The following is a 20,992-nucleotide window of genomic DNA, read 5'->3' as shown; positions in this document are numbered from 1 at the left end:
GCCAGTTCAAATCACTGTCGCGGCCTAGGTGATGGTAGGTGAGTGGCCGCCGGATGTTTTTTCCCACTCAGCACCGGTCGAACGACAGGTCCACAAATTGCAGGAAGAAACCCGGCGATAAAGACGCCCCAACTTAGGCACCAGAGCACTGCGGCGATGGTCAAGATTGTATGTGAGTTGTGTGGAGCAAGAGGAGCTGCCAGTCGGACACAGGTGGTGACCCACATCATCAAGGCGCCAAGCATAAAGCCTTTGCCGGCTTGCATGTCGCCATTGCACTGATGAGCGGCCGCGCGTCCTGCAATTGCCATGATCAGACCAGACATCGCGCCTATGGTAAGGGTATGAAGGGCAGTCGTCAGTGGATAGATCTCGGGGAAGAACCACAAGATAGAGATGGCTATCTGGCCGACAGGCAGCCAGAGAAACGCCAAATGCTGTGCCGCCAAAAGTGGGTTGCGCAAGATCGTTGTCGTTCGCCATCCGCTCATGATCCACAAAAGGGTCAACGCGGCGCAGATCAGTGCCCCATAAGCCAGGTCGAACTGCGTGAGCGTCAGTCCGAAAATGGCTAGCACCATCAACCCCATTGTCAGATTGCGCGCGGCGGGCATCGCTGGGATTAAAAGTTCAGTGCGCCCGCAGCGCATAAACCAGTTGTTGGTGAAGGCGGGAATGGCCTGTGAGCCGATAATTGTCATCAACAGGGTGATCCCGATCACCGCGGAATGGGCCAGATTGAGGCTGGCTGAATGAGACCCTTCCAGTGCGGTATGCAAAAACAGGGCCTCGGCACATCCGATGGCTAAGACAACCACCAATATCCAGCTCTTATGAAAACGTCTCGCCAATAGGAACTGTTGACAGAGCACTCCCGCAAGCCAAAGGAAATAGCCGGTGTTGAATATATGAAGTAACCAAAGAGGCAGATGGTCGGCCAGTGCGATTGTCAATCTAGACCCCAGCCAAAACAGCAACAACAACTTTAAGGGTGCCCCACGCAGCAGAGGCAGGCCTGTCCAATTGGGCAGGGCGGTGAGCAAATAGCCGGCCATAGCTGCGGCCACAAAACCGAAAACCAATTCGTGGACGTGCCACAATACCACAGGTTCAAACTGCGGGGCAGGCAATCCATGGCTCACTCCCAAAGGCCACCAAGCTATAGTAGCCAACGCGCAAAAGAATGCGGCTAGGAACAACGGCCGGTGCGGGGCCTCCCAGAAATGGCTAAGGTCGCAGTCCGTGCTCGCTGTGGGCATCATACCCGTAGCGTAGGCTGCGCTTGGTCTCCTGACCAATCCACTCCGCGGTTGCCAGTCAGGAACCCATCGGAAAGCCGGACATTATCATCCAGACGGGTGAGGGTTTTGATGGCAGCCGCGCCGCTGATATCCTTATCCAACACTTGCCGGTACAGCTTACAAAGCTCAATGAACCCATTGGATTGTGGCGACAGGCGAAGCGCCGACACCCCGGCCTCTCTGAGTGTATCAATTTGATGAACTGCGGTGGCATAAGTGTCGGACAAGGTTTGCACTCCATTCATGGCCAAAAATGGTTGGCCCTCCAGGGTGGTCACGTCCAAACCATCAGGGTCAACTTCGCAGGCGAACTGGCAGTTGTCTTTGGTTCGCTTGTGTAGACGGGCATGATAGCAGCGACCGGAAATCGCCAGGGGCAGGCGCCCATGCCCCCAAGTTTCGATTGCAACGCCTAGGTCAGCCCCCGCAAAGGCTAAGGTTCTAACGGAAGCTAGGGGCAGTTCCGGTGGCAGGCAAATACGTTTCACCCCTTGGGAGGCAAGCCAGGCCAGAGTGCCTTCGTTATAGACATTGACCAGTGGCCCAACTGAGAGCTTTGCCCCCTTGGGGAGATGGGGCAGGGTTGTCAGGTCATTGATCTCAACCTCGACACCCATCTCTGCCAGTTCCGCCGTTTGCTTGCGCTCGCGTTTTAGGGTGATCAGGGCAAGACTGGTCAGGGCCACTTCTTTGCCCGCTTCAATTAGGGTGGAAACTGCTTCGGGAATCCGATCCTGATAGAAGGGCAGCCGCTTGGAACACACGAGCTCGCCCAAGACCACCCGGTTCACCGGCGTACTGGTTAGGTCGTTATAGAACTTTGTCCAGCGATCCGCTGACCAGAAAAACTGATTTGGTCCAACGTTCAGTTCCATCCGATTATCTCCAGGTCTTTTTATAGGCGCCGGTTGTCATGGCCTGACCTTCGGAAAGACGTGTCAGCATGCCTTCGGGCATCGGCCGTCCTGCCTCCAGTGCGTCGACGGCGCCTCGGAAGTTGCGCACAACCTGTGCCACATAAGACCGCGATCTTTGGCGGCCTTCGATCTTGAGCGCGGTGACACCAGCTTTTTGCAATTGCGGGATCAATTGTTCAGCGTTCAGGCTGACTGGATCTTCAAACAGATGACCACTTTTGTTGCTGGCACCAAAGCACCCTTTGCACAGGGTAGGGTAGGGGGCGGGCTCGTTTTGGCCGACGCGGTGAATGGTATAACCGCCCAAACGGGCATCAAGTACGCCTTTATCCTCACGGTATTCGACGTGGTTTGCAGGTGAGCAGACACCATTCATGTTGGGCGACAGCCCAGTGGCATAAGACGATAGCGAGCAGCGCCCCTCGGCCATCACGCACAGGCCGCCAAAAACAAAGACTTCGGTTTCCACCTCGGTTTCTGCGTTGATCGCAGCAATTTCCTGCACTGACAGTACCCGTGGCAGGACAACACGTTTCACGTCAAAGGTCTGGGCGTAGAAGTTTATGACATCGGCGTTTGCTGCCGCCGCCTGAACCGAGAGGTGGCGGCGCAGGCCAGGATGGTTGCGGGCCGCATAGTCCAGCAGGCCCAGATCCGCCAGGATCACCGCATCAACGTGACAAGACTCAGCGTCCGCTACAGCGCGGTGCCAAATGGCCTCATTGCCAGCCCTTGGGAAGGTGTTGATCGCAATCAGGACCTTAGAACCATGCGCGTGGGCAAAGGCGATCCCCTCGCGCATTTCTTGCCGGTCAAAGTTCAGACCTGGGAAATTTCGGGCATTGGTTTCGTCATTAAATCCACAATAGACGGTGTGGGCTCCGGCTTTGACCGCTGCACGCAAAGCCGCCGGTGTCCCAGCCGGGCAAACGATTTCCATCACCATGCTTCGGCCTCTTCTGGTCGGGTCAGATAAACTTGGGTGTGCCGCTGGATAAATGCAGTCAGGTGTAGCAGAGGGCCTGAAAAGGGGCCTGAGATTGCTGCAATTTCCTGTGCCAGGTCAAGTTCGGCATCATCAATTGCGTTGCGTAGGGCAAGGGCTGCCCCGGTATCGCCTTCAACCACCAGATCGCGGGAGAAAAAGAGCGCATCGCCGTCATATGCCCCATGGACCAAGCCAATCAAGGCGGCAAGAGGTCCGGAAATCCGCGCGACTCCGTCTCCTTTTCCCCGCGTCACTGTCACGCGCGGCACGCCGCCAGATGGCGCTAAACAGATTACAAAGGGCAGATCGACCGGGTCCAGTACAAACTTAACATGGTCAAACTCACCAAGACGTCGAAACAGGCTGGGATGGGATTTTGCGATTTTTTGGCTATAGGCCGTCAGCGATAATGACAGCGGCGCAAGGGGGATCACCCTGAGCACACGCGCAAGGCCCGGTGGAAACAGCGGGATTAAGGCCTGGGATTGGGACACATGAGTTTCCTGTTGTCTCGATTTTTACTTCTCTGAAGCCTTCGTAAGAGCTTTTTGGGTGATGGAAATTGATGGGTGTCAATTTTCCAAACGGTTTTGTTGCTAAGGGCTACAAGTCTTAAGTCTGGAACCGTCCCATTCGAACTTTACCTTCATATCCCAGCCTTCGTAGCTTCCTTGATTGGTGCGCCACGTCTGACCAGTTTCAGCATGTGCCAGACCCGGTTTCGGTGACCCACCAAATGACCGCCGTGCATCGTGCAGTGCTTGAACGTCGGGGGCCGGTACTGCAGTTTGACCATCCGCTGCTGATAGGGGGGGCTAAGTCGACAGTTCCCGTGGTGCTGAACCTGTTTGGCACACCCGAGCGGGTTGCCGCCGGGTTGGGCGTGACATTGGACGGATTGGACGATCTTGGGGCTTTTCTGGCGGCACTTAGGGCACCTACGCCACCAGATGGATTGCGGGATGCATTGTCGCGCTGGCCGATGCTTAAGGCGGCATTGGCAACGCGCCCTAAGATCGTCAAGTCTGCGCAGGTGCAGAGTGTTGTCTCAAAAGGTGATGACGTAGACCTGATGGCTCTGCCGATCCAGACGCACTGGCCACAAGATGCAGGGCCACTGATAACCTGGCCAGTGGTTGTGACGCGCCCCCATGGAACCGAGGCCGCAGAGGTCGGGACCTATAACGCAGGTGTCTATCGGGCGCAGGTTCTGGACCACAATAGGTTGATCATGCGCTGGTTGCCTCATCGTGGCGGTGCGGCGCATCACCAAAGCTGGGCGCGGCAAGGGGAAAAGACGCCCGTTGCTGTGGTCTTGGGTGCCGATCCTGCGACGTTGCTCTCGGCAGCACTTCCCTTGCCCGAATCCGTGTCCGAGCTGACATTTGCAGGTGCGTTGAATGGCAGTCGCCCCCGTTTGGTGCCAGCAAAAACAGTTCCCCTGATGGTGCCCGCTGATGCCGAAACCGTGCTGGAAGGATGGGTCTCACCTAGTGAACTTGCTCCGGAAGGACCGTTTGGCGACCACACCGGATATTACAACCCGGCAGAGCCTTTTCCGGTTCTGGAGGTGAGTGCGATCACCCATCGCAAAGACGCCGTTTACCTGTCCACCTATACCGGGCGCCCACCAGATGAACCGGCGATTATCGGAGAAGTGTTCAATACACTGGCCCTGCCAACCATCCGCGCGCAGATCCCGGAAATTCATGATCTGTGGTTGCCACCAGCGGCGTGCTCCTATCGCATGGCCGTTGTCAGTATCAGCAAACGCTATCCGGGCCAGGCGCGCCGTGTGATGTTGGCACTGTGGGGGATGCTGCCACAATTCAGCTATACCAAGATGATTGTGGTTGTTGACGAAGATATCGACCCCAGAAACTGGGATGACGTTGCCTGGGCTCTGGCCACCCGGATGGACCCGGCGCGTGATGTGATGCTGCTAGATAATACGCCGATGGACTATCTTGATTTTGCCTCTCCGCAACCGGGTCTGGCTGGGAAGATGGGCATTGATGCCACCACAAAAATTGACAGTGAAACATCCAGAGAATGGGGCACGGTTATGAGAATGTCAGAGGAAGACGCAGGTTTTGCCGCTGATCTGGTTGCGCGCCTGATGCCGGGGGCAGGGGGATGAGCGAGGCGCGTGTTGTACTTGGCGTGGCGGGGGCCTCGGGCGCAGCATTGGGGCTGTCGATTGCGAGGCAACTGTCAGATATGCAGGTTGAAACTGATCTGGTCACCAGTGCCGCCGCAGAGCGTACCCTCGACGCAGAATGTGGCGCGCAGGCGCTTGCCACTTTGCAAGGCTTAGTCACACGCTGCCATGCCATCGACGACATCGGGGCCAGCATTGCCTCAGGTTCGGTTCCCGTTGCAGGCATGATCGTGGCCCCCTGTTCGATGCGATCGCTGGCGGCCATTGGACATGGCTTGGACGATAACCTGTTGACCCGCGCGGCGAGCGTACAACTCAAGGAGCGTCGACGTCTGATCTTGTTGACCCGCGAGGCCCCGTTAACACTGGCACATTTACGAAACATGACGGCCGCAACAGAATTGGGTGCCGTTATTCTGCCACCCGTGCCGGCCTTCTATTTAAAACCTCAAAATGTTGCCGCCATCGTGGACCAAATTGCAGCCCGTGCGATTGATATGCTGAACGTTGCTGCGCCTGTTGCGCAGCGATGGGGAGCAACAGGCTAAACGAAAATGCCCGGGCGGGATGTAACTGTCATTCGGGAAACAATCCGGTTGTGGGGCCAATAACTTGGTTGGCACGTTGCAGATCGCATCCGTCGGGACAGGTCTAGACCGAGCGACAAGTTACACAACGCCTTCACACTGATCTGACATCCGCGTCAGATGTCCCCGATTAGAATTGCCCTGGCGCACATCCAAAGGCCCGCCTGAACTGACGATTGAAATAGGAAACGTCGTTGAAACCACTGGCGTAGGCAATTGTGGATACAAGCTGAGTTCCGGGCTTTGAATGGCGCGCGAGCAACAGCTGGCAGGCGTGTTCTAACCGTTTTTGGATCAGGTAATCCGTTGGCGTGGTGCCAATAAGCGCAAAGCTGCGCTGCAGTTGGCGCATCGAAGTGCCCAAGTGATCGGCAACCTGAGGAATTGTGAGTTCATTGTTCGAGAAACACTGATCAATAAAATTCAATCCCCCCTTCAGGGTTTGCGCACCGGAAACATCCGCATCAATCCCAGCGGCATTGGGATCGCTGGCCTGTTCAAACAGCATTGCCCCAATCAGACCAAACAGCGCCTCACGCAGGTAGTTTGATTGCGTTTCATTGGAATTATGCGCAAATGCCTTTGAGACAACCGCGCTTAGGGCTTGCGCAGTTTGGTCGTTCTGAGTGAGAAACTTGCCGCCGTGAATAAGTTCACCAAATCGCTTTGACATCTCTTGCCGCGGGAGGTGAAGTGAGAGCTGGCGTTGAAATTTGCCAAAGAAGGTGAACTCAGAGGGTTTCGCGCTGTCGATCAGGATCATGTCGCCAGGTTGAAGCATACAGGTTGTGTCATTCTGCGACATCAACGCGCGGCCCTCTTCCTGGAAAATCAGGAAGAAATTTTCGCCGTCGTCCTGCCGGACATCCCGATTTGAACGGCGGATCGCGTGTATGTCTGTCGCGACATGTGCAAATTCCAAACCAAAGCGTTCTTCGACCTGAAGCGCTCCCCGGTGTTCAGTTTGTTGTTCCGTGGCCTGAGTTTGGAAGGCCCCACAGATGTCGCGCAATTCAGTGTTGAACTGTTCGACCGGCAGTTTGGAGTGAGCGATGTTTGCAAGCATAGTGGCCTAAGATGCAGATAAATTGGATTCGCGCCAACTATTTTTGAACGCTGCTTTGGTCGTCGCCAGAGTCCAAGGTTTTTGTCGCCAGCCCCCAAGACCTCACCACAATTCGATCCTTAACTTGTAAAGGAGACAAGTTTCTTGGGAGGGAAGCATGCCGGACTTTGGTATGATGATTAACGGCCAATCAGTATTTACAGCTGCAAATTTCAACGTGGAAAACCCATCCACGGGTGACGTGGTGGGGCGTGTTCCCAACGCCAGTCTTGGGGATTTGAACCGTGCGGTAACAGCAGCCAAAACCGCATTTGAGACTTGGTCAAAGCGTTCGGATGACGAGCTACAGGCGGCATGTGCGGCTGTCGCGGCAAAAATCGAAGAGCATACAGAGGAATTGGCGCAGCTGGTTACATTGGAGCAGGGCAAGCCATTGAACGGGCTTGGCTCAAGGTTTGAACTGGGCGGAGCGCAGGCTTGGGCCGGGTATACTGGCGGTCTGTCACTGCCGGTAAAGGTACTGCAGGATAACGAAGAAGGCCGCGTTGAACTGCACCGCAATCCTATTGGGGTTGTCGGGTCGATCACCCCCTGGAATTTCCCGGTTATGATTGCAGTCTGGCATATTCTGCCAGCGCTGCGCACGGGCAACACAGTGTTGATCAAGCCATCCCCTTATACGCCTATGTCGACGCTTCGCCTGATAGAACTGATGAACGAAGTTTTGCCTGCAGGGGTCGTAAACGTTGTGACCTCGGATGATGTCTCGGAGAATATTGGCGCGGCCATGGCGGCGCATCCTGACATCGGCAAGATGGTTTTTACCGGGTCCTGTGCAACAGGAAAAAAGGTGATGACCTCCTCGGCGGAGACAATGAAGCGCCTGACCCTAGAGATGGGTGGCAACGATGCAGGCATTGTGCTGCCGGACGTAGATCCAGAGGCGATTGCCGAGGGGTTGTTCTGGGGTAGTTTCATCAACAATGGGCAAACCTGTGCGGCAATGAAGCGGCTGTATGTTCATGAAGATGTTTATGAGGCCGTCTGTAGTGCATTGGTCAACTACGCTCGCAATATCCAGGTTGGTGATGGCCAGGATGAAAATGCGGTCTTGGGTCCGATCGGCAACCAAATGCAATTTGACAAGGTGGTACGACTTGTCGCTGATGCCAAAACCAAGGGCCGTATCCTGTTGGGGGGAGCCCCCGGTGAAGGGCTGTTTTTCCCTCCTACAATCATTGCTGATCTTTCCAATGGGGATGCTCTGGTCGATGAAGAGCAGTTTGGCCCGGCGCTTCCGATCATCAAATATACCGACATTGATGAAGTCATTGTCGCTGCAAACAAAAGCGAAAACGGTTTGGGCGGGTCGGTCTGGTCTAATGACGTTGAAAAAGCCCGCACCGTTGCGCGCCAGCTTCAATGCGGATCGGTCTGGATCAACAAACATGGTGCGATCCAGCCAAATGCACCCTTTGGCGGCGTGAAGTCCTCCGGTCTTGGTGTCGAATTCGGCGAAGAAGGTCTGGCGGAATACACCAACATTCAGGTTGTCTTTAGTTGAGGTAAGCCCATGGAAAAGTTTGATTACATCGTTGTCGGTGGTGGTTCGTCCGGCTGTGTGATGGCAAGCCGACTATCCGAAGATCCCGGAGCACGGGTGCTGCTGATTGAAAGCGGACGCCGTGACGATGCCGCGTTCATCAAGATCCCGGCCACCTTTTTCAAAGTTATCGAAAAGGGCAGGGATATCGTGGCCTATGTTGGTGAACCCGCTGAGGAAGTGAACGGACGGCCATCAGTTGTGTTGCAGGGAAACGTGATCGGCGGCGGATCTTCGGTGAATGCGATGCTATATGTGCGCGGGCAGGCCGAAGATTACGATGGCTGGGCGCAGGATGGCAATCGTGGTTGGGGGTATTCGGATGTTTTGCCTGTATTCCGGGACCTTGAAACCAACATGGAGCATTCCGGTGAGTTTCACGGCACCGAGGGGGAATTGCATGTATCCGAGACCGGGTTTCATCATCCGCTGAGTAGGGCGTTTATTCGGGCGGCTCAGGAAACCGGGATCCCTTACAATCCAGACTTTAACGGCAGTGACCAGACCGGTGTGGGGTTCTATCAAACCACAACCCATAATGGGCGGCGCTGGTCAGCAGCCGAGGCGTTTTTGCGCAAGGCAGAAAAGCGTAAAAACCTGAAAATCATAACTGAGGTGCGGGTTGCACGGATCCTGTTTGAGGGCACCCGAGCGGTGGGGGTCATGCTTGAAGATGGGTCACGCTATGGGGCGGCTGGTGAAGTAGTTTTATGCGCTGGGGCAATTGAAACACCCCGGTTGATGCAATTGTCCGGCATCGGAGACGCCAAGCACCTGTCGGATCACGGTATAGAGGTGGTCGCGGATCTGCCGGGGGTCGGAGAAAACTATCAAGACCACTTGGAGACGACAGTACAGGGCGTCACCAAAGATCCAATCTCGTTCTATCGTCAGGACAAAGGGCTCCGGGGTGCATTGCATATGGCGCAGTACCTGGCGACGCGGACCGGCATGCTGGTGTCAAATGTGGTGGAAAGTGGGGGCTTTATCGATGTTTCGGACGCTGGGTTGCCGGATCTGCAGTTGCATGTCTTACCCTTTATGGTGGGTTGGGCGGATCGCGAGCCCATCGAAGAGCACGGCATTGCCATTGGCCCTTGCTTTTTACGCCCGAAGTCTCGCGGCTCGGTCAAGCTGAGATCAGCTGATTTCAAGGACGCAGCTCTTTTTGACGCCGGTAGCTTCTCACATAGTGACGATCTCGAAATCCTTGTGCGGGGGGTAAAGAAATCAATCGAGATCCTTGAGGCCCCGTCGTTGGCCCGATTGATCAAACGGCGGGCCCTGCCAGAGCCGGGCATCGAAAACAGTGATGATGCGCTAAAGGATTTCATTCGCCAGACAGCCAAGACCGTTTTTCATCCGGTTGGTACCGCCAAGATGGGGCCCGACAGTGATCCAATGGCAGTTGTCGATACCGAGCTACGGGTGCGCGGGGTTCAAGGCCTGCGGGTTGCGGATGCGTCGATTATGCCCCGGTTGGTCTCTGGTAATACCAATGCTCCAACGATGATGATCGCTGAGCGGGGAGCACGGTTCATCACAGGCAAAGAGGCGCTGAATTGCTGATCCAGTATTAGGTAGCAGGGATGAAAGGAAAGCAATCGGTAACAAACCATTCGCTGTTGGGGATGTCTGTGGAGGGACGTCAGCCAGCTTGGACGCAGTGGCGGTGTTAAGCGCGAAACAACCGGCAATCAAAATATCTAGGGAGAAAATCATGAAGAAACTGAACATCATGTTGTCAGCAACGGTAGGATTCATTGGCGTTGCCATGGCTGGTCAGGCTGCTGCGGCACCGTCTTGCGGCAGCAATACTGGCGAGGCAGCAACCGGTGAACCCATCATTGTCGGTGGTATCCACGGCAATGCAGCTCCCGGAGATTTTTCGGCGTCCACCGATGCCGCTGCGGCCTATTTCTCATGCGTTAATGCCAATGGGGGGATCAACGGTCGCCCCATCGATTACCGGGTGGAGAATGACCAATGGAACCCGGAATTGGCATCACAAGCGGCTGCCAAGCTGGTTGATGATGCTGGCGCTGTGGCCTTGGTCGGCAATGGGTCGTTTATGGAAATGGCTGTAAACGCAGGCACCTATGCCAAAGCCAATGTCATGGTTATGGCATCGGCCTGCGCCATTTCTGAATGTTTTGAATCGTCTAACATTGTGTCGACCAACCAAGGTCCACTGCCCTCGAATCTTGGCGCAACACAATATGCACAAGAAGAGCTGGGTGCGACCAATGTGGCCTGCATCGGTTTGAATATTCCCAACAACGGCCCTTGGTCTTGTCAGCCTTCGATCGACTTGATGAAGGCCCGTGGTGGTGATGGTTCGATGGCGCTGCTCAACCCGGGCGCTCCGGATGTGAACTCGGCCCTGTTGGAATCGATCGCCAACGGTGCGGATACAATCCTGATGAACCTGCCAGCGGGGCTGGCCATTGCGGTGCTGAAGGCCGCTGAAGAACAGGACCTGCGGGACTCGTATAACTGGATCGCGCCGACACCATTGTATGACCTGTCGGTCCCCGAAGCCTTGGGTGAGTATTGGGATGGCAAAGTTTGGGTGAATGCGGAACTTGCCCCCTTCCATCTGAATGGCGCGGATGCGCAAAATTGGCTTGCTGTGATGGATAGCTATGCCAACCCCAATGATCCGCGCGATACCTTTGCCCAGTCGGGCTACCTCTCGGCGCGCTTCTTCACAGACACCATGCTGGCGATGGACCCCGCAGAGGTTGGTGACCGTGCTAAGGTGACTGATGCGATCAAGTCCATCAAAGGCCTGACGTCGGACCTTATGTGTGGTCCCTATTACGTCGGTGACTCCGATTTCCACATGCCAAACCATGCGGGCTATATGCTTCAGATGGTTGGCGGCGGCTTCAAGGTTGTGCGCGACTGCTATGAATTCGACAGCGCCTATTTCGAACCGCATATCGCTTTGGAAAAAAAGCTGGGCCTGCGCTGACACCAAGCATTTGTGTATCACACCCGCCGATAGGTTCGGCGGGTGTTTTTTTGACCGGAAAGAACCGTTGTGATGAAGACTAAATACATCAACTGGCTGATCTATGCCGTGCTCATGGTGGTGGTTGTGACTTGGCTGGGCTGGGGCAAGCCAAACAAGATCATCGGGATGTTTTTCGTCTCTGGGCTGGCGGTTGGATCACTATATGCCCTGGGTGGAATTGGGTTGGTGGTGCTTTTCCGTGCCACGGGCGTGTTAAACTTTGCCAATGGCGCGGCGGGTGCCGCCGGCGTGATGACGGCCTGGCAATTCGGCCAATGGGGGGTTTGGGCGCCTCTCACTTGGGCGGCCTGCATTCTTGTTGCTTTGCTCATTTCCTTGTTTTACGGCCGAATGATAGCGCCATTGCTGGCTTGGCGTGAACCGGTGGTTAAGGCAGTGGCCACGCTGGGTTTTGCGCTGATCATCCTTGGCTTGGTCAGCTTTCTCTGGATTGATGATCCTCGCTCTATTTCGCTGCCAACTGACAAAATTGGGATCAAGCTCTTAGGGTTGCGTGTGACAGCCACCCGGATGATCGTGTTTTTGTCTACGATTGGGCTGGTCATCGCTATTTATCTGTTTTTGGGCCAGACCAAAATTGGCTTGAACATGCGGGCATTGGCCAATGACCGAGATCTTTCTGCCCTGATTGGCATTCCAATTCTTAAGGTCGAAACCATTGCCTGGGGTCTGTCAGGGCTGATTGCTGGCTTTACCGGGCTGATGTTCGGCGATCTGATCCGGCTGGAACCGACGGTTATCACCTTTATGGTGATACCTTCGATTGCTGCTGCCATCTGTGGCCGTTTGGACAACCTGGTGGTTGTGCTTGTTGGTGGCCTGTCGATGGGAGTGATCGAAAGCCTGCTGACCCTGTCACCCGTCTTGAAAGGCGCGCGCCCCATTGCCCCATTTGTTATCGCCTCTTTGGTCTTGTTGTGGTCCCAGCGTGGTACGCAACTCACCTTTGGCGGAAGGGATTGATTTAATGCTGCCAAAACTTTTTCATATCACGCCATCGGGCGCTGCCGGAATTCTGTTTGCGGCCTTTGCTTTTTTTGTTGTGCCTACTCTTGCTGGCAGCCTTTGGCTGAGTGTCTTTACATCTATGGGGTGCTTTACGCTGGCAATTGCTGGGGTGGCCTTCATGTATGCCCGCCTGGGTATGGTTAGCTTGACTCAAGTTGGGCTTATGGGCGTAGGCGGTTGGGTCATGCTGCGATTAAATCATGGGTTTGCGCTGCCGTTTGAGGTCAACTTGGTGATCGCTGGGCTTGCAACAATGGTACTGGGGTGGGTGTTGGCGCTGCCAGCCCTGCGGCTACGAGGGTTGTATCTTGCGCTAGTCACCTTGATGGCAGCCGGTGGGTTGGAGATTATTCTCTCGACCTTTCAGTTTCCCAATGGTGGTTCCGGGTTTTGGGGTGTTCAGACAGGGTCGGGGGCAGGGTTCCGACGACCCGCATTGGCACAAAGCCCCGAGGCCTATCTACGATATGTCGTAGCCATGGTGACCTTAGCTTTCTTATTCATCGAGTTGCACCGGCGACTGGCCCCGGGGCGGGCCTGGGCACTTATCCGGCGGTCCGAGGCGGCGGCAATGGCGGCTGGCGTTAACGTCACCTTCTACAAGGCTTGGGCTTTTGGGATTTCGGGGCTGCTGGCTGGCGGGGCTGGTGCGCTGTTGGCGGGTAGTCTGGGATTGTTGGACGGTGGTACATTTAGGGCCAGCGAAAGTGTCATGCTTTTTGCTCTTGCTGTGGTCGGCGGTGCCCGGTTCTGGTTAGGGGCTGTCATTGCTGCCGCGTTGTTCCGGGTTTTGCCAGCGTTGTTGAACAACTGGGGGGTGGACGCTGACCTGTCGTTTGTCATTTTTGGCGCAGGGTTGCTGCATGCTGTTATCACAGCGCCAAACGGTATTGCCGGTCAAATCACGGAGTTTTTCGCTGGGTTAAGTCACAAGCTGAGCAACAAACTGGGCTTAGTCCCGTCTACCGTTATTGAGGGCAGTGCAGATGATTGAGGTTCAGAATGTAACTGTGCGCTTTGGCGGTGTGGTGGCTCTTGACGGGGTTGAGACTCAGTTCGCCAACCCCGTGAGCGGCATTATTGGCCCAAACGGAGCGGGTAAGACCACGCTGATGAATGTGGTTTCGGGGTTTGTAGCAGCCCAAAACGGTCAGATAGTCAAAGACAATCAAAACTTGATGGGGTTAGCCCCATACAAACGTGCACATTGGGGTCTGCGGCGGTCTTTTCAAAAAGAAGAAATTGCGGATGACCTGACGGTTGCAGAAAATGTGCTTGTCCAGGTGGATCACTCGACACTGACCTCTGCGCACAAAAGCAAAGATGTCGCCCGCGTGTTAGAAATCGTGGGCATGGCTGAACAGGCCGATAGGCCCGGAGCAAGACTTAATTCATTTGAGCGGCGTTTGACCGATGTCGCCAAATGTCTAGTGGGCGATCCCAAATTGATCATGTTTGACGAACCGGCGGGGGGGCTGTCGGTGGAAGAGACGGCCCGTCTGGGTGATTTGATCCTGGAAATCCATGCAAGAACCGGGGCGCAGACCCTGGTAATTGATCACGATGTGGATCTGATTGCGCGCATCTGTTCCGAAACATTGGTTTTGGATTTTGGTAGAAAAATCGCCTTTGGTCCAACAGCTGAAGTGCTGTCAGATCCCAAGGTCAAAGCAGCCTATCTTGGTACCGAGGATATTTGATCATGGCGTTGGAACTGAAAGATATTGTCGTCAAAGATGGATTTCGTACATTGGTTTCGCAGGTCAGTCTGACCCTGGAACCTGGTCAGGTCACCGCAGTGCTGGGATCAAATGGGGCGGGTAAATCCGAATTGGTACTGGCCATGGCCGGAATGTTGCCAATCGCGTTCGGCACAATGATTGTTGATGGTGTTGCGATGACCGGGCAAGGCCCCGATGTGATCAGAGCTGCTGGCGTTGCAGCGGTCCCTGAAGGTCACCGTGTTTTGACCAAGTTGTCGGTTGATGAAAACCTGCGGGCTGCTGGTGCGATTTTGCCCGAGGGGGCGCGGGAAACCCTGATGGATGTCTATCAATTGTTCCCTGAACTGGCAGAACGCAAAAATCAAATCGCCGGAACATTGTCTGGTGGGCAGCAGCAGATGGTGGCCCTGGGGCATGCGTTGATGTGCCGCCCGCGGTATATGTTGATTGATGAAATGTCGCTTGGTTTGGCGCCTTTGGTGGTGAAACGCTTGATGGGGGTTGTGAACAGCCTAAAAGCGCGGGGTGTTGGTGTGTTGCTGATCGAGCAGTTTACCGATCTTGCCCTTGGAGTCGCCGAGCAGGCAATGGTGCTGCGTGGCGGGCAAACAAGCTATAGCGGTTCGGCCGCTGCGTTGCAGGCTGATCCTGTTCTATTAGAGACCGCCTATTTCGGAGCAGATCATGTGCAGACTGATCCCAATCCGACAACAATGGGAAAGGGCGCCTCGACGGATGGTACCTAAGGCCAGTCGAGAATAGGCACCGTTACCGAACACGTGGATCAGAAACGGTGCCTATTCTCGCATTAGATATTCATACCGCCGTCTACCAACAACACAGTTCCAGTGGTATAACTGCTTTGATCTGACGCCAAATATAAAACTGATTGTGCAATTTCTTCGGGCTGACCGTGTCGCCCCATGGGAATGATCTCGTCAAAGAATTCGGTGCCATCACGACCGATTTCTTCGGATAATCCGTCCTCGACCCGCTTTTGAAAGCCGTTGTCGACGGGGCCAGGGTTGATAGTATTTACGCGAATTCCCTGAGGAGCCAGTTCCTTTGCCATCACCCGCATCAGACCGGTCTGCGCATGTTTGGCTGTGATGTAGGCATAAACACCAGGATCCCCTCGCAGCCCCGCAACACTGGAGGTGATGATAATGCTACTGCCACGGGTCATATGTGGCACCGCATATTTGGCTGCCAAAAATGCTCCACGAACATGGACTGCATAAACACTGTCAAAGGCTTCGATCGGATAGTCCTGAATTGGAGCGATGGTGCCAAAGTTGCCTGCATTGCTGAACAACACATCAATTCTACCAAAGGCCTCGACTGTTGCATTTACATATTTCTCCGCTTCTGCCTCAACCGAAACATCGGCGGTCAAAAGCAACAGGTTGTCCGGCAAGCAGTTCAATTTTTCTGCGGCTTTTTCCAGCGCTTCGGTATCACGGTCTACCAGTGCGATCCGTGCACCATATTCAATCAAAGATTGAGCAGTTGCTAAGCCAATAGATCCGGCGCCACCAGTAATCAAACACACCTTGTTTTGCAATCCATACATCTTTTCTCAGCCTTTAATTTTTAGGTGAATTACTACACTTGTGTATAGCCTGAACCAATTGAACTAGCTAACTTTTTGTTGAAAAAACCACCCGATTCTGTTACTAGGTTTGGAGCTGTTATGTGAGTGACTTATCGTAGGTGATTATACGGCTATCGACTGATGAAATCTCCCGCATAGCGGGCATAAGTAGGGTCGGAAATCGAAACACTTTTCCTGCGAGAAATGTACATTTCTGTATGAATGACATACCGTTTCGCAATGTGATCAGAACGGACAAATTTAGATCCTGCTGCGCTGCAATGAAGATCATTGGCAATGCGGAAAATCACGAAACCAGTGACTGGTTAAACAAGTGATGTAATAATTCGCATCGGCCGTTTCGACAGCGATAAGGGGTAAAGCATCGCTTGCATTGAATGCGGATCCGGTTGAAATTTTCGTCCATATAAATGTCCGATTTCAACCGCTTAAGTCAAAGTGCAGTCTTTTGAAACGTGAGTATTTAGAGCTATCTAGAACCGCTGTTCGAGTGGAGTTGTGTAATGTCGATGTGGGACAAAGGGCAGTGGTGTTGATTTAGTTCAGGCGAGTTCAAATAGGTCTGGCAACACCACCAGCAAGGCCGAGGTTTTTTGTACCGAGGCTTTAAGCAAAGAACTCAGTAAGTTTTACTGGAGGCTGCTCAAGCATTTTTTCCAGTCACTTTCGAACCGGGTTGCTTCCATATTGCTGTTTGATCGGTTGTTGCGACTGTTTTTGTCCAGGGTCTGGGTTGCTTGAATTATCGCCTGTTTCCACGCAGCAATACTATGATCATGAACATTGGTTGCGCCCGCCTGAATGTGGTCTTTCAGGCCGTCTGTCGTCGCAACAATGACCTTGCGACCGGCTGAACGGGCTTCGTGTGCAACCAGCCCATAAGCTTCCCAGCGAGACGGCATCAATAAGGCATCAATGGAGCGCATGGGTTCCAGCGGATCGTCGCAATGGCCATGGAAGGTGATCCTGGGATCACAAAAGGCAAGCGCTTCCAGTTCTGACCGCAATGGACCATCGCCAAACACCATAAGTCGCAGATCTAGCCCGCTGCATTCGCGAAAGGCGCGGATCGCAATATCAAATCCTTTCTGTTCGTGTAGACGCCCTACCAGTCCAAAGATCCGAGGGCTGGTGGCAGGTTTGGGTAAGGTTTCAAATCCGGTCAGGTCGACCGAAGAATGGATGACTGACAACCTGTCTTCGTCGATCAGGTCGCGTCGGATCAGCCAGTCTTTTTGTGCATTGCTGACTGCGACCACGCGGTCGAACAGACAAAATGCGCTGCGCAGCATGGAAAAAAAACGAGTTTTGTTCAGGACTTTCTGCGCCACGAAGCCCTGAGTGTAACTGTGTTCGACATGGATCATTGGTGTATCTGGGTACATTGCCCTGAGCCGAGCACGGGCTGCAAAATTGCGCCAGTTCAACGCTAAATGTGAAACAATAACATCAACGCCACCTTTGGGCAGTGTCAGCTTGCTGTTCTCAACAACTGCCATGCGGTGCTTGCCGGTCTTGGCAAGATATTTTGACGAAAGAATTGTGTCGATAACTCTCATGACGCCACCTGGCGTTGTATCGTCGGTTAAGTGCAGAATGGAAGCATGGCTCATTGTGGTCTCCTATGTCTGTTTCTGTGGACGCGGATTTAAGGTTCCGCGCCGTAATATCGCTGCAAATCGCATTGGGTCATATCCGGTCCAGGAGAGACACACGGTAGCGGCGAGTGTGGTTAGTGTTTTCAGTGGTTCCTCAAAAAACGGAGAAAAAGAGGCCTTGAGGAATTCACGCGCATATTTTTTAGCTTTGTGTTCATCGCCTGCGCTAACAGCGCGGCGGGCGAGATAGCGTAACTGATATGCACGGGCCGCGGGTTCGTGTTTGGCAAAGAAAATTGGGGACAACGGGCGCAGTTTTTCGACCATGCGGTTCCAAGATGCCAACTGCTTGTTGGTGTTGGCCGACAAACCGCCGCCTGCAATCCGGTACTTGGTCAGATGACCACGAATGCCTTCGATTTCCCAATCAGTGGTCAGTGCCAGACGCAACCAGCATTCGATATCTTCGGACTGGCGAAATGTTTCGTCAAAGAACCACTGCCGTGGCCGATCTTTCTGCGGGGTATAAGCTATGTCCATTAGCGCGGCGCGGCGAAAGATAGCCACCGAGCCGTTGCCCACTGGGTTTCTTTTGAACACTTCAGCAGCGGTTATCGCGTGCAGTCGTGGGGACTGTTTCAGGCCCAGAGGTTGGCCTTCACCATCAATCAGTATCGAGCCTGCATAGCTCAATCCGACGTCCGGTGATAAATCCAGATGCAGGATGTGACGCGCCAACTTGTCTGCTACCCAGAGATCATCCGAGTCACAAAAACCGATGTAGTAGCCTGTTGCTTCGGCAATTCCGGTGTTTCGCGCCCCTGCCAAGCCCCGGTTTGGTTGGTTCACAATGTGAAATCGGCTATCTTTCAAGAATGGTTGGATGATGTCCACTGTGTGATCCGTGGACCCATCGTTCACCACGATTACTTCAAAATCGCGAAAAGTTTGGCTCTGGAGAGAACTCAGTGTCTCCGCGATAGTTGCAGAGGCATTAAAAGCGGGGACGACAATACTTGCTCTGGGCATCAGATACTCCTTTGGGAATTAGCGATTGAACAGAGAACGGCGCAGGGATTTGGGCAACAGCGGTGCACACAACGAACCGATCGCTGTCAGTAATCCCCGGCGCAGTGGAAACAGAAATGCGCGCGGACTTTGCATAAGGCCTGAGAACGTTAGGTAGATGGCCGAAGACCCATAGTGACCCAACCGAAGGGCGCGGCGTGCCAGGTAGCGCATATAGATTGCTTCGGCGCGCCGGTCTGGTTGGAAGCCAAAGCTGCGTGCGGTTGCTAAAACCCGCTGTCGTGATCGGGACATGGCGACCAGATCAGACGACAACCCCTGTGGATTGGTGCGATACCAAACATGTAATTGATCAAGCCCATTGATGGATGCGCCGCTGCCAACCAGCCGGATCAGCCATTCCAAGTCTTCGTTATGAACCATATTGCTGTCGAAACCGCCACTTTGCAGAAAGACCTTGCGCCGCAGCGAGATATTGGAGGTAGTACAGACTGGATTTTCACCCATCAGCAGAGGTACAGACAGCGGCGCCTTGGGAACGGTTGAATGTGCGTCGGCCTTGCCGCGTCGGCGAAAAAAGGCAACGCGGCCGAACAGACCATCTGTACTGTCATCCAAAAAGGCCCGGTGCAGGGTTTCCAATTTGGATGGCACCCACAAATCATCGGCATCACAAAAGCAGAGTATTTCCCCGGTGGCGTGATGTGCCCCCATATTCCGTGCGGCGCTGGGCCCCTTGCCGATGTTGCGCAACATCTTGATACGCGGGTCAGCGTCCTCCCAACCCTTTAGCAGTTTGGGGGTATCATCTGTTGACCCGTCATCGATGCAGATCAACTCCCAATCTCTAATCGTCTGAGACAAAAGCGCTCCGATGGATTCACTCAATGTTTTTGCGGCGTTGAAACACGGCATGATGATTGTAAATTTTGGCATGGCTTAGACCTTTCTCAGTTCCTGGGGGGAGGGTTTCATCAGGTGCGGCAGGGCCGCAGCGATCAGTATGATGGTGGTGGTGAACACATAGGCGGTCGCCATGGTACCCAATCCGTAGGGGGCGGCGATGACGGCCGAGATAACCAGCGCAATGGTCAGGATCAGGGTCACGATGAACTCGACCTTGGGGCGACCATTGACCCGCAGGCTGGCCGCAACGGCGGTCCAAATGGTCAGGGGCAGGGCGGCAAAACACAGCACCGCAACGGTGGGGGCAATATGGGCCCACTTTGCCCCCAATAGCAGGGGTACGTAAATCGGAGCAAACAGGGACTGCAGCAGCACAAAGGGCAAAATACAGGCCAAGGATAGTTTCACGGTGCGCCGCAGCGCGGCCTGTTGATCAGTCTCTTGGCAGAGATGCGGGAACAACACGATGCCCAGCGCGGCGCAGAAAGACGTGGCCAGGCTCAGCCCTGCATTGAAGGCCAGGAAGTAGATCCCCAGCACCTTGGGGCCCAGCAAAGCACCAACCACAATCTTGTCCGCATGTAGCCGCAGTGCCTTGACCAATTCGATGCCAGTCACGGGCAGACCGTAAGTCAGGAAAGGGTGCCGCGGAGCCAACGGTGCGGTGCTGATACGCTGCCACGGGCGTAGATGGCGCACCGCCACCAACCAGACCGGCGCGGTTAAAATACGTGGCAGGACCAACACCATTGGCGAGGCCCAGGTGAAGGCCAATGCAACGGTGATTAGGTTTGCCCCCGACACCTGCGTGGCAGAAATCATCGCAACCCGCTTCAGTCGGTTCTCGCGCATGGCCAGTGCGACCTGCACCAGACCCGCAGGCATAAACAGATATTCGATAGCCATCAGCCCAACCAGTGCCCCAACAGTGGTTTGGCCCGACAAATAAAGCCCAAGACCGATGGCCATCTGGAGCAGCGCCAGTCCAACGCAATAGCCCCAAAACAAACGGTGTGCCGAATGGCATACCGCCTCAAGATTGTCTTTGTGCGCAGCGATGATCCGTTGGCCAATGCCGTTTTCGGTCAGCGACTTTAGCACTTCACCGATGGCCAGTGCGGCGGCAGCATAACCAACACTTTCTGCGCTCAAATTTCGTGAAATAGCGACAACAACCAACAACCGGGTGGACTTGGCCGAGATTTCCGATGCCCCAAAGGCCAGCAAATTTGCTAGGAGGGAGGAAGTGCCTGAAGAGACGTGGGACATCGGAAACTCATCTGTTGTTTCCTCCAACCTAACGACGCACGTCCGTCGAAGATGGACCCACATACGGAGAGAACCGGACAATTCTGGTGCGCAATTGACCCATTGGGATAGGAAAACGATCCACCTGCATAAGGCGAACTAGACTCAGGCTTGGTCTATTGTTTGATTAAGTGAAAAAAA

Annotated in this window: 19 protein-coding genes; 9 read left to right on the top strand and 10 right to left on the bottom strand. The window is 54.4% G+C overall.

The window, feature by feature from the left end; genetic code table 11:
• Window positions 1–11: 11 nt before the first annotated feature.
• The 4 genes from GO984_RS12560 to ubiT are packed head-to-tail and all read right to left on the bottom strand — an operon-like array spanning window position 12 to window position 3,700.
• Window positions 12–1,259 (bottom strand): NnrS family protein, encoded by a 1,248-nt coding sequence (locus GO984_RS12560; RefSeq protein ID WP_245231106.1) that lies wholly within the window; start codon window positions 1,257–1,259, stop codon window positions 12–14.
• On the bottom strand, window positions 1,259–2,176 hold the full coding sequence (gene ubiV / locus GO984_RS12555; RefSeq protein WP_157022873.1) for a ubiquinone anaerobic biosynthesis protein UbiV: 918 nt from the start codon (window positions 2,174–2,176) through the stop codon (window positions 1,259–1,261). The genes GO984_RS12560 and ubiV overlap by 1 nt, the downstream gene beginning before the upstream one ends.
• A gap of 4 nt (window positions 2,177–2,180) precedes the next feature.
• Window positions 2,181–3,158 carry a ubiquinone anaerobic biosynthesis protein UbiU gene (gene ubiU, locus GO984_RS12550; RefSeq protein WP_157023032.1) on the bottom strand — a complete coding sequence of 326 codons (978 nt, stop codon included), beginning with the start codon at window positions 3,156–3,158 and terminating at the stop codon, window positions 2,181–2,183.
• Window positions 3,158–3,700 carry a ubiquinone anaerobic biosynthesis accessory factor UbiT gene (gene ubiT / locus GO984_RS12545; protein ID WP_167740320.1) on the bottom strand — a complete coding sequence of 181 codons (543 nt, stop codon included), beginning with the start codon at window positions 3,698–3,700 and terminating at the stop codon, window positions 3,158–3,160. The genes ubiU and ubiT overlap by 1 nt, the downstream gene beginning before the upstream one ends.
• Before the next feature lie 137 nt (window positions 3,701–3,837).
• Between ubiT and GO984_RS12540 the strand changes: the two genes are divergently transcribed.
• Together GO984_RS12540 and GO984_RS12535 are read left to right on the top strand one after the other, a co-directional pair.
• Window positions 3,838–5,346, top strand: a complete 1,509-nt coding sequence (locus GO984_RS12540; RefSeq protein ID WP_167740330.1) for a UbiD family decarboxylase — start codon at window positions 3,838–3,840, stop codon at window positions 5,344–5,346.
• On the top strand, window positions 5,343–5,915 hold the full coding sequence (locus tag GO984_RS12535) for a UbiX family flavin prenyltransferase (RefSeq protein ID WP_157022872.1): 573 nt from the start codon (window positions 5,343–5,345) through the stop codon (window positions 5,913–5,915). Before GO984_RS12540 ends, GO984_RS12535 begins: the two co-directional genes overlap by 4 nt.
• A gap of 169 nt (window positions 5,916–6,084) precedes the next feature.
• On the opposite strand, the gene GO984_RS12530 is transcribed toward GO984_RS12535, so the two are convergent.
• Entirely contained in the window at window positions 6,085–7,020 is a 936-nt protein-coding gene (locus GO984_RS12530) for a helix-turn-helix domain-containing protein (protein ID WP_157022871.1), read from the bottom strand.
• 157 nt (window positions 7,021–7,177) lie between these two features.
• Between GO984_RS12530 and GO984_RS12525 the strand changes: the two genes are divergently transcribed.
• The 7 genes from GO984_RS12525 to GO984_RS12495 all read left to right on the top strand — a co-directional run bounded on the left by GO984_RS12525 (window position 7,178) and on the right by GO984_RS12495 (window position 15,141).
• Entirely contained in the window at window positions 7,178–8,584 is a 1,407-nt protein-coding gene (locus GO984_RS12525; protein WP_157022870.1) for an aldehyde dehydrogenase family protein, read from the top strand.
• Between the two features lie 9 nt (window positions 8,585–8,593).
• Window positions 8,594–10,192 (top strand): GMC family oxidoreductase, encoded by a 1,599-nt coding sequence (locus tag GO984_RS12520; protein WP_157022869.1) that lies wholly within the window; start codon window positions 8,594–8,596, stop codon window positions 10,190–10,192.
• A 151-nt stretch (window positions 10,193–10,343) separates the two neighbouring features.
• Window positions 10,344–11,600 (top strand): ABC transporter substrate-binding protein, encoded by a 1,257-nt coding sequence (locus GO984_RS12515; RefSeq protein WP_157022868.1) that lies wholly within the window; start codon window positions 10,344–10,346, stop codon window positions 11,598–11,600.
• A 72-nt stretch (window positions 11,601–11,672) separates the two neighbouring features.
• Window positions 11,673–12,626 (top strand): branched-chain amino acid ABC transporter permease, encoded by a 954-nt coding sequence (locus tag GO984_RS12510; protein ID WP_157022867.1) that lies wholly within the window; start codon window positions 11,673–11,675, stop codon window positions 12,624–12,626.
• A gap of 4 nt (window positions 12,627–12,630) precedes the next feature.
• Window positions 12,631–13,665, top strand: coding sequence for a branched-chain amino acid ABC transporter permease (locus GO984_RS12505; protein WP_157022866.1), 1,035 nt, complete (start codon window positions 12,631–12,633; stop codon window positions 13,663–13,665).
• Complete coding sequence (locus tag GO984_RS12500) at window positions 13,658–14,371, top strand: ABC transporter ATP-binding protein (protein ID WP_157022865.1); 714 nt, start codon at window positions 13,658–13,660, stop codon at window positions 14,369–14,371. Before GO984_RS12505 ends, GO984_RS12500 begins: the two co-directional genes overlap by 8 nt.
• Window positions 14,372–14,373: 2 nt before the next feature.
• Complete coding sequence (locus tag GO984_RS12495) at window positions 14,374–15,141, top strand: ABC transporter ATP-binding protein (protein WP_157022864.1); 768 nt, start codon at window positions 14,374–14,376, stop codon at window positions 15,139–15,141.
• 62 nt (window positions 15,142–15,203) lie between these two features.
• On the opposite strand, the gene GO984_RS12490 is transcribed toward GO984_RS12495, so the two are convergent.
• The 5 genes from GO984_RS12490 to GO984_RS12470 form a co-directional block, all read right to left on the bottom strand.
• Window positions 15,204–15,947 (bottom strand): SDR family NAD(P)-dependent oxidoreductase, encoded by a 744-nt coding sequence (locus tag GO984_RS12490; protein ID WP_342448084.1) that lies wholly within the window; start codon window positions 15,945–15,947, stop codon window positions 15,204–15,206.
• 692 nt (window positions 15,948–16,639) lie between these two features.
• Complete coding sequence (locus GO984_RS12485) at window positions 16,640–17,623, bottom strand: glycosyltransferase family 4 protein (protein WP_157022862.1); 984 nt, start codon at window positions 17,621–17,623, stop codon at window positions 16,640–16,642.
• Between the two features lie 9 nt (window positions 17,624–17,632).
• Window positions 17,633–18,637 (bottom strand): glycosyltransferase family 2 protein, encoded by a 1,005-nt coding sequence (locus GO984_RS12480; protein ID WP_157022861.1) that lies wholly within the window; start codon window positions 18,635–18,637, stop codon window positions 17,633–17,635.
• Window positions 18,638–18,655: 18 nt separating this feature from the next.
• Complete coding sequence (locus GO984_RS12475; RefSeq protein WP_157022860.1) at window positions 18,656–19,573, bottom strand: glycosyltransferase family 2 protein; 918 nt, start codon at window positions 19,571–19,573, stop codon at window positions 18,656–18,658.
• A 3-nt stretch (window positions 19,574–19,576) separates the two neighbouring features.
• A complete protein-coding gene (locus GO984_RS12470) occupies window positions 19,577–20,812 on the bottom strand; it encodes an oligosaccharide flippase family protein (protein WP_157022859.1) in 1,236 nt (411 codons plus the stop codon).
• Window positions 20,813–20,992 lie beyond the last annotated feature (180 nt).

It is taken from the genome of Parasedimentitalea huanghaiensis (assembly GCF_009753675.1).
In the GTDB taxonomy this organism is placed as follows: domain Bacteria; phylum Pseudomonadota; class Alphaproteobacteria; order Rhodobacterales; family Rhodobacteraceae; genus Parasedimentitalea; species Parasedimentitalea huanghaiensis.
This window is presented reverse-complemented; position numbering and strand designations above follow the sequence as displayed.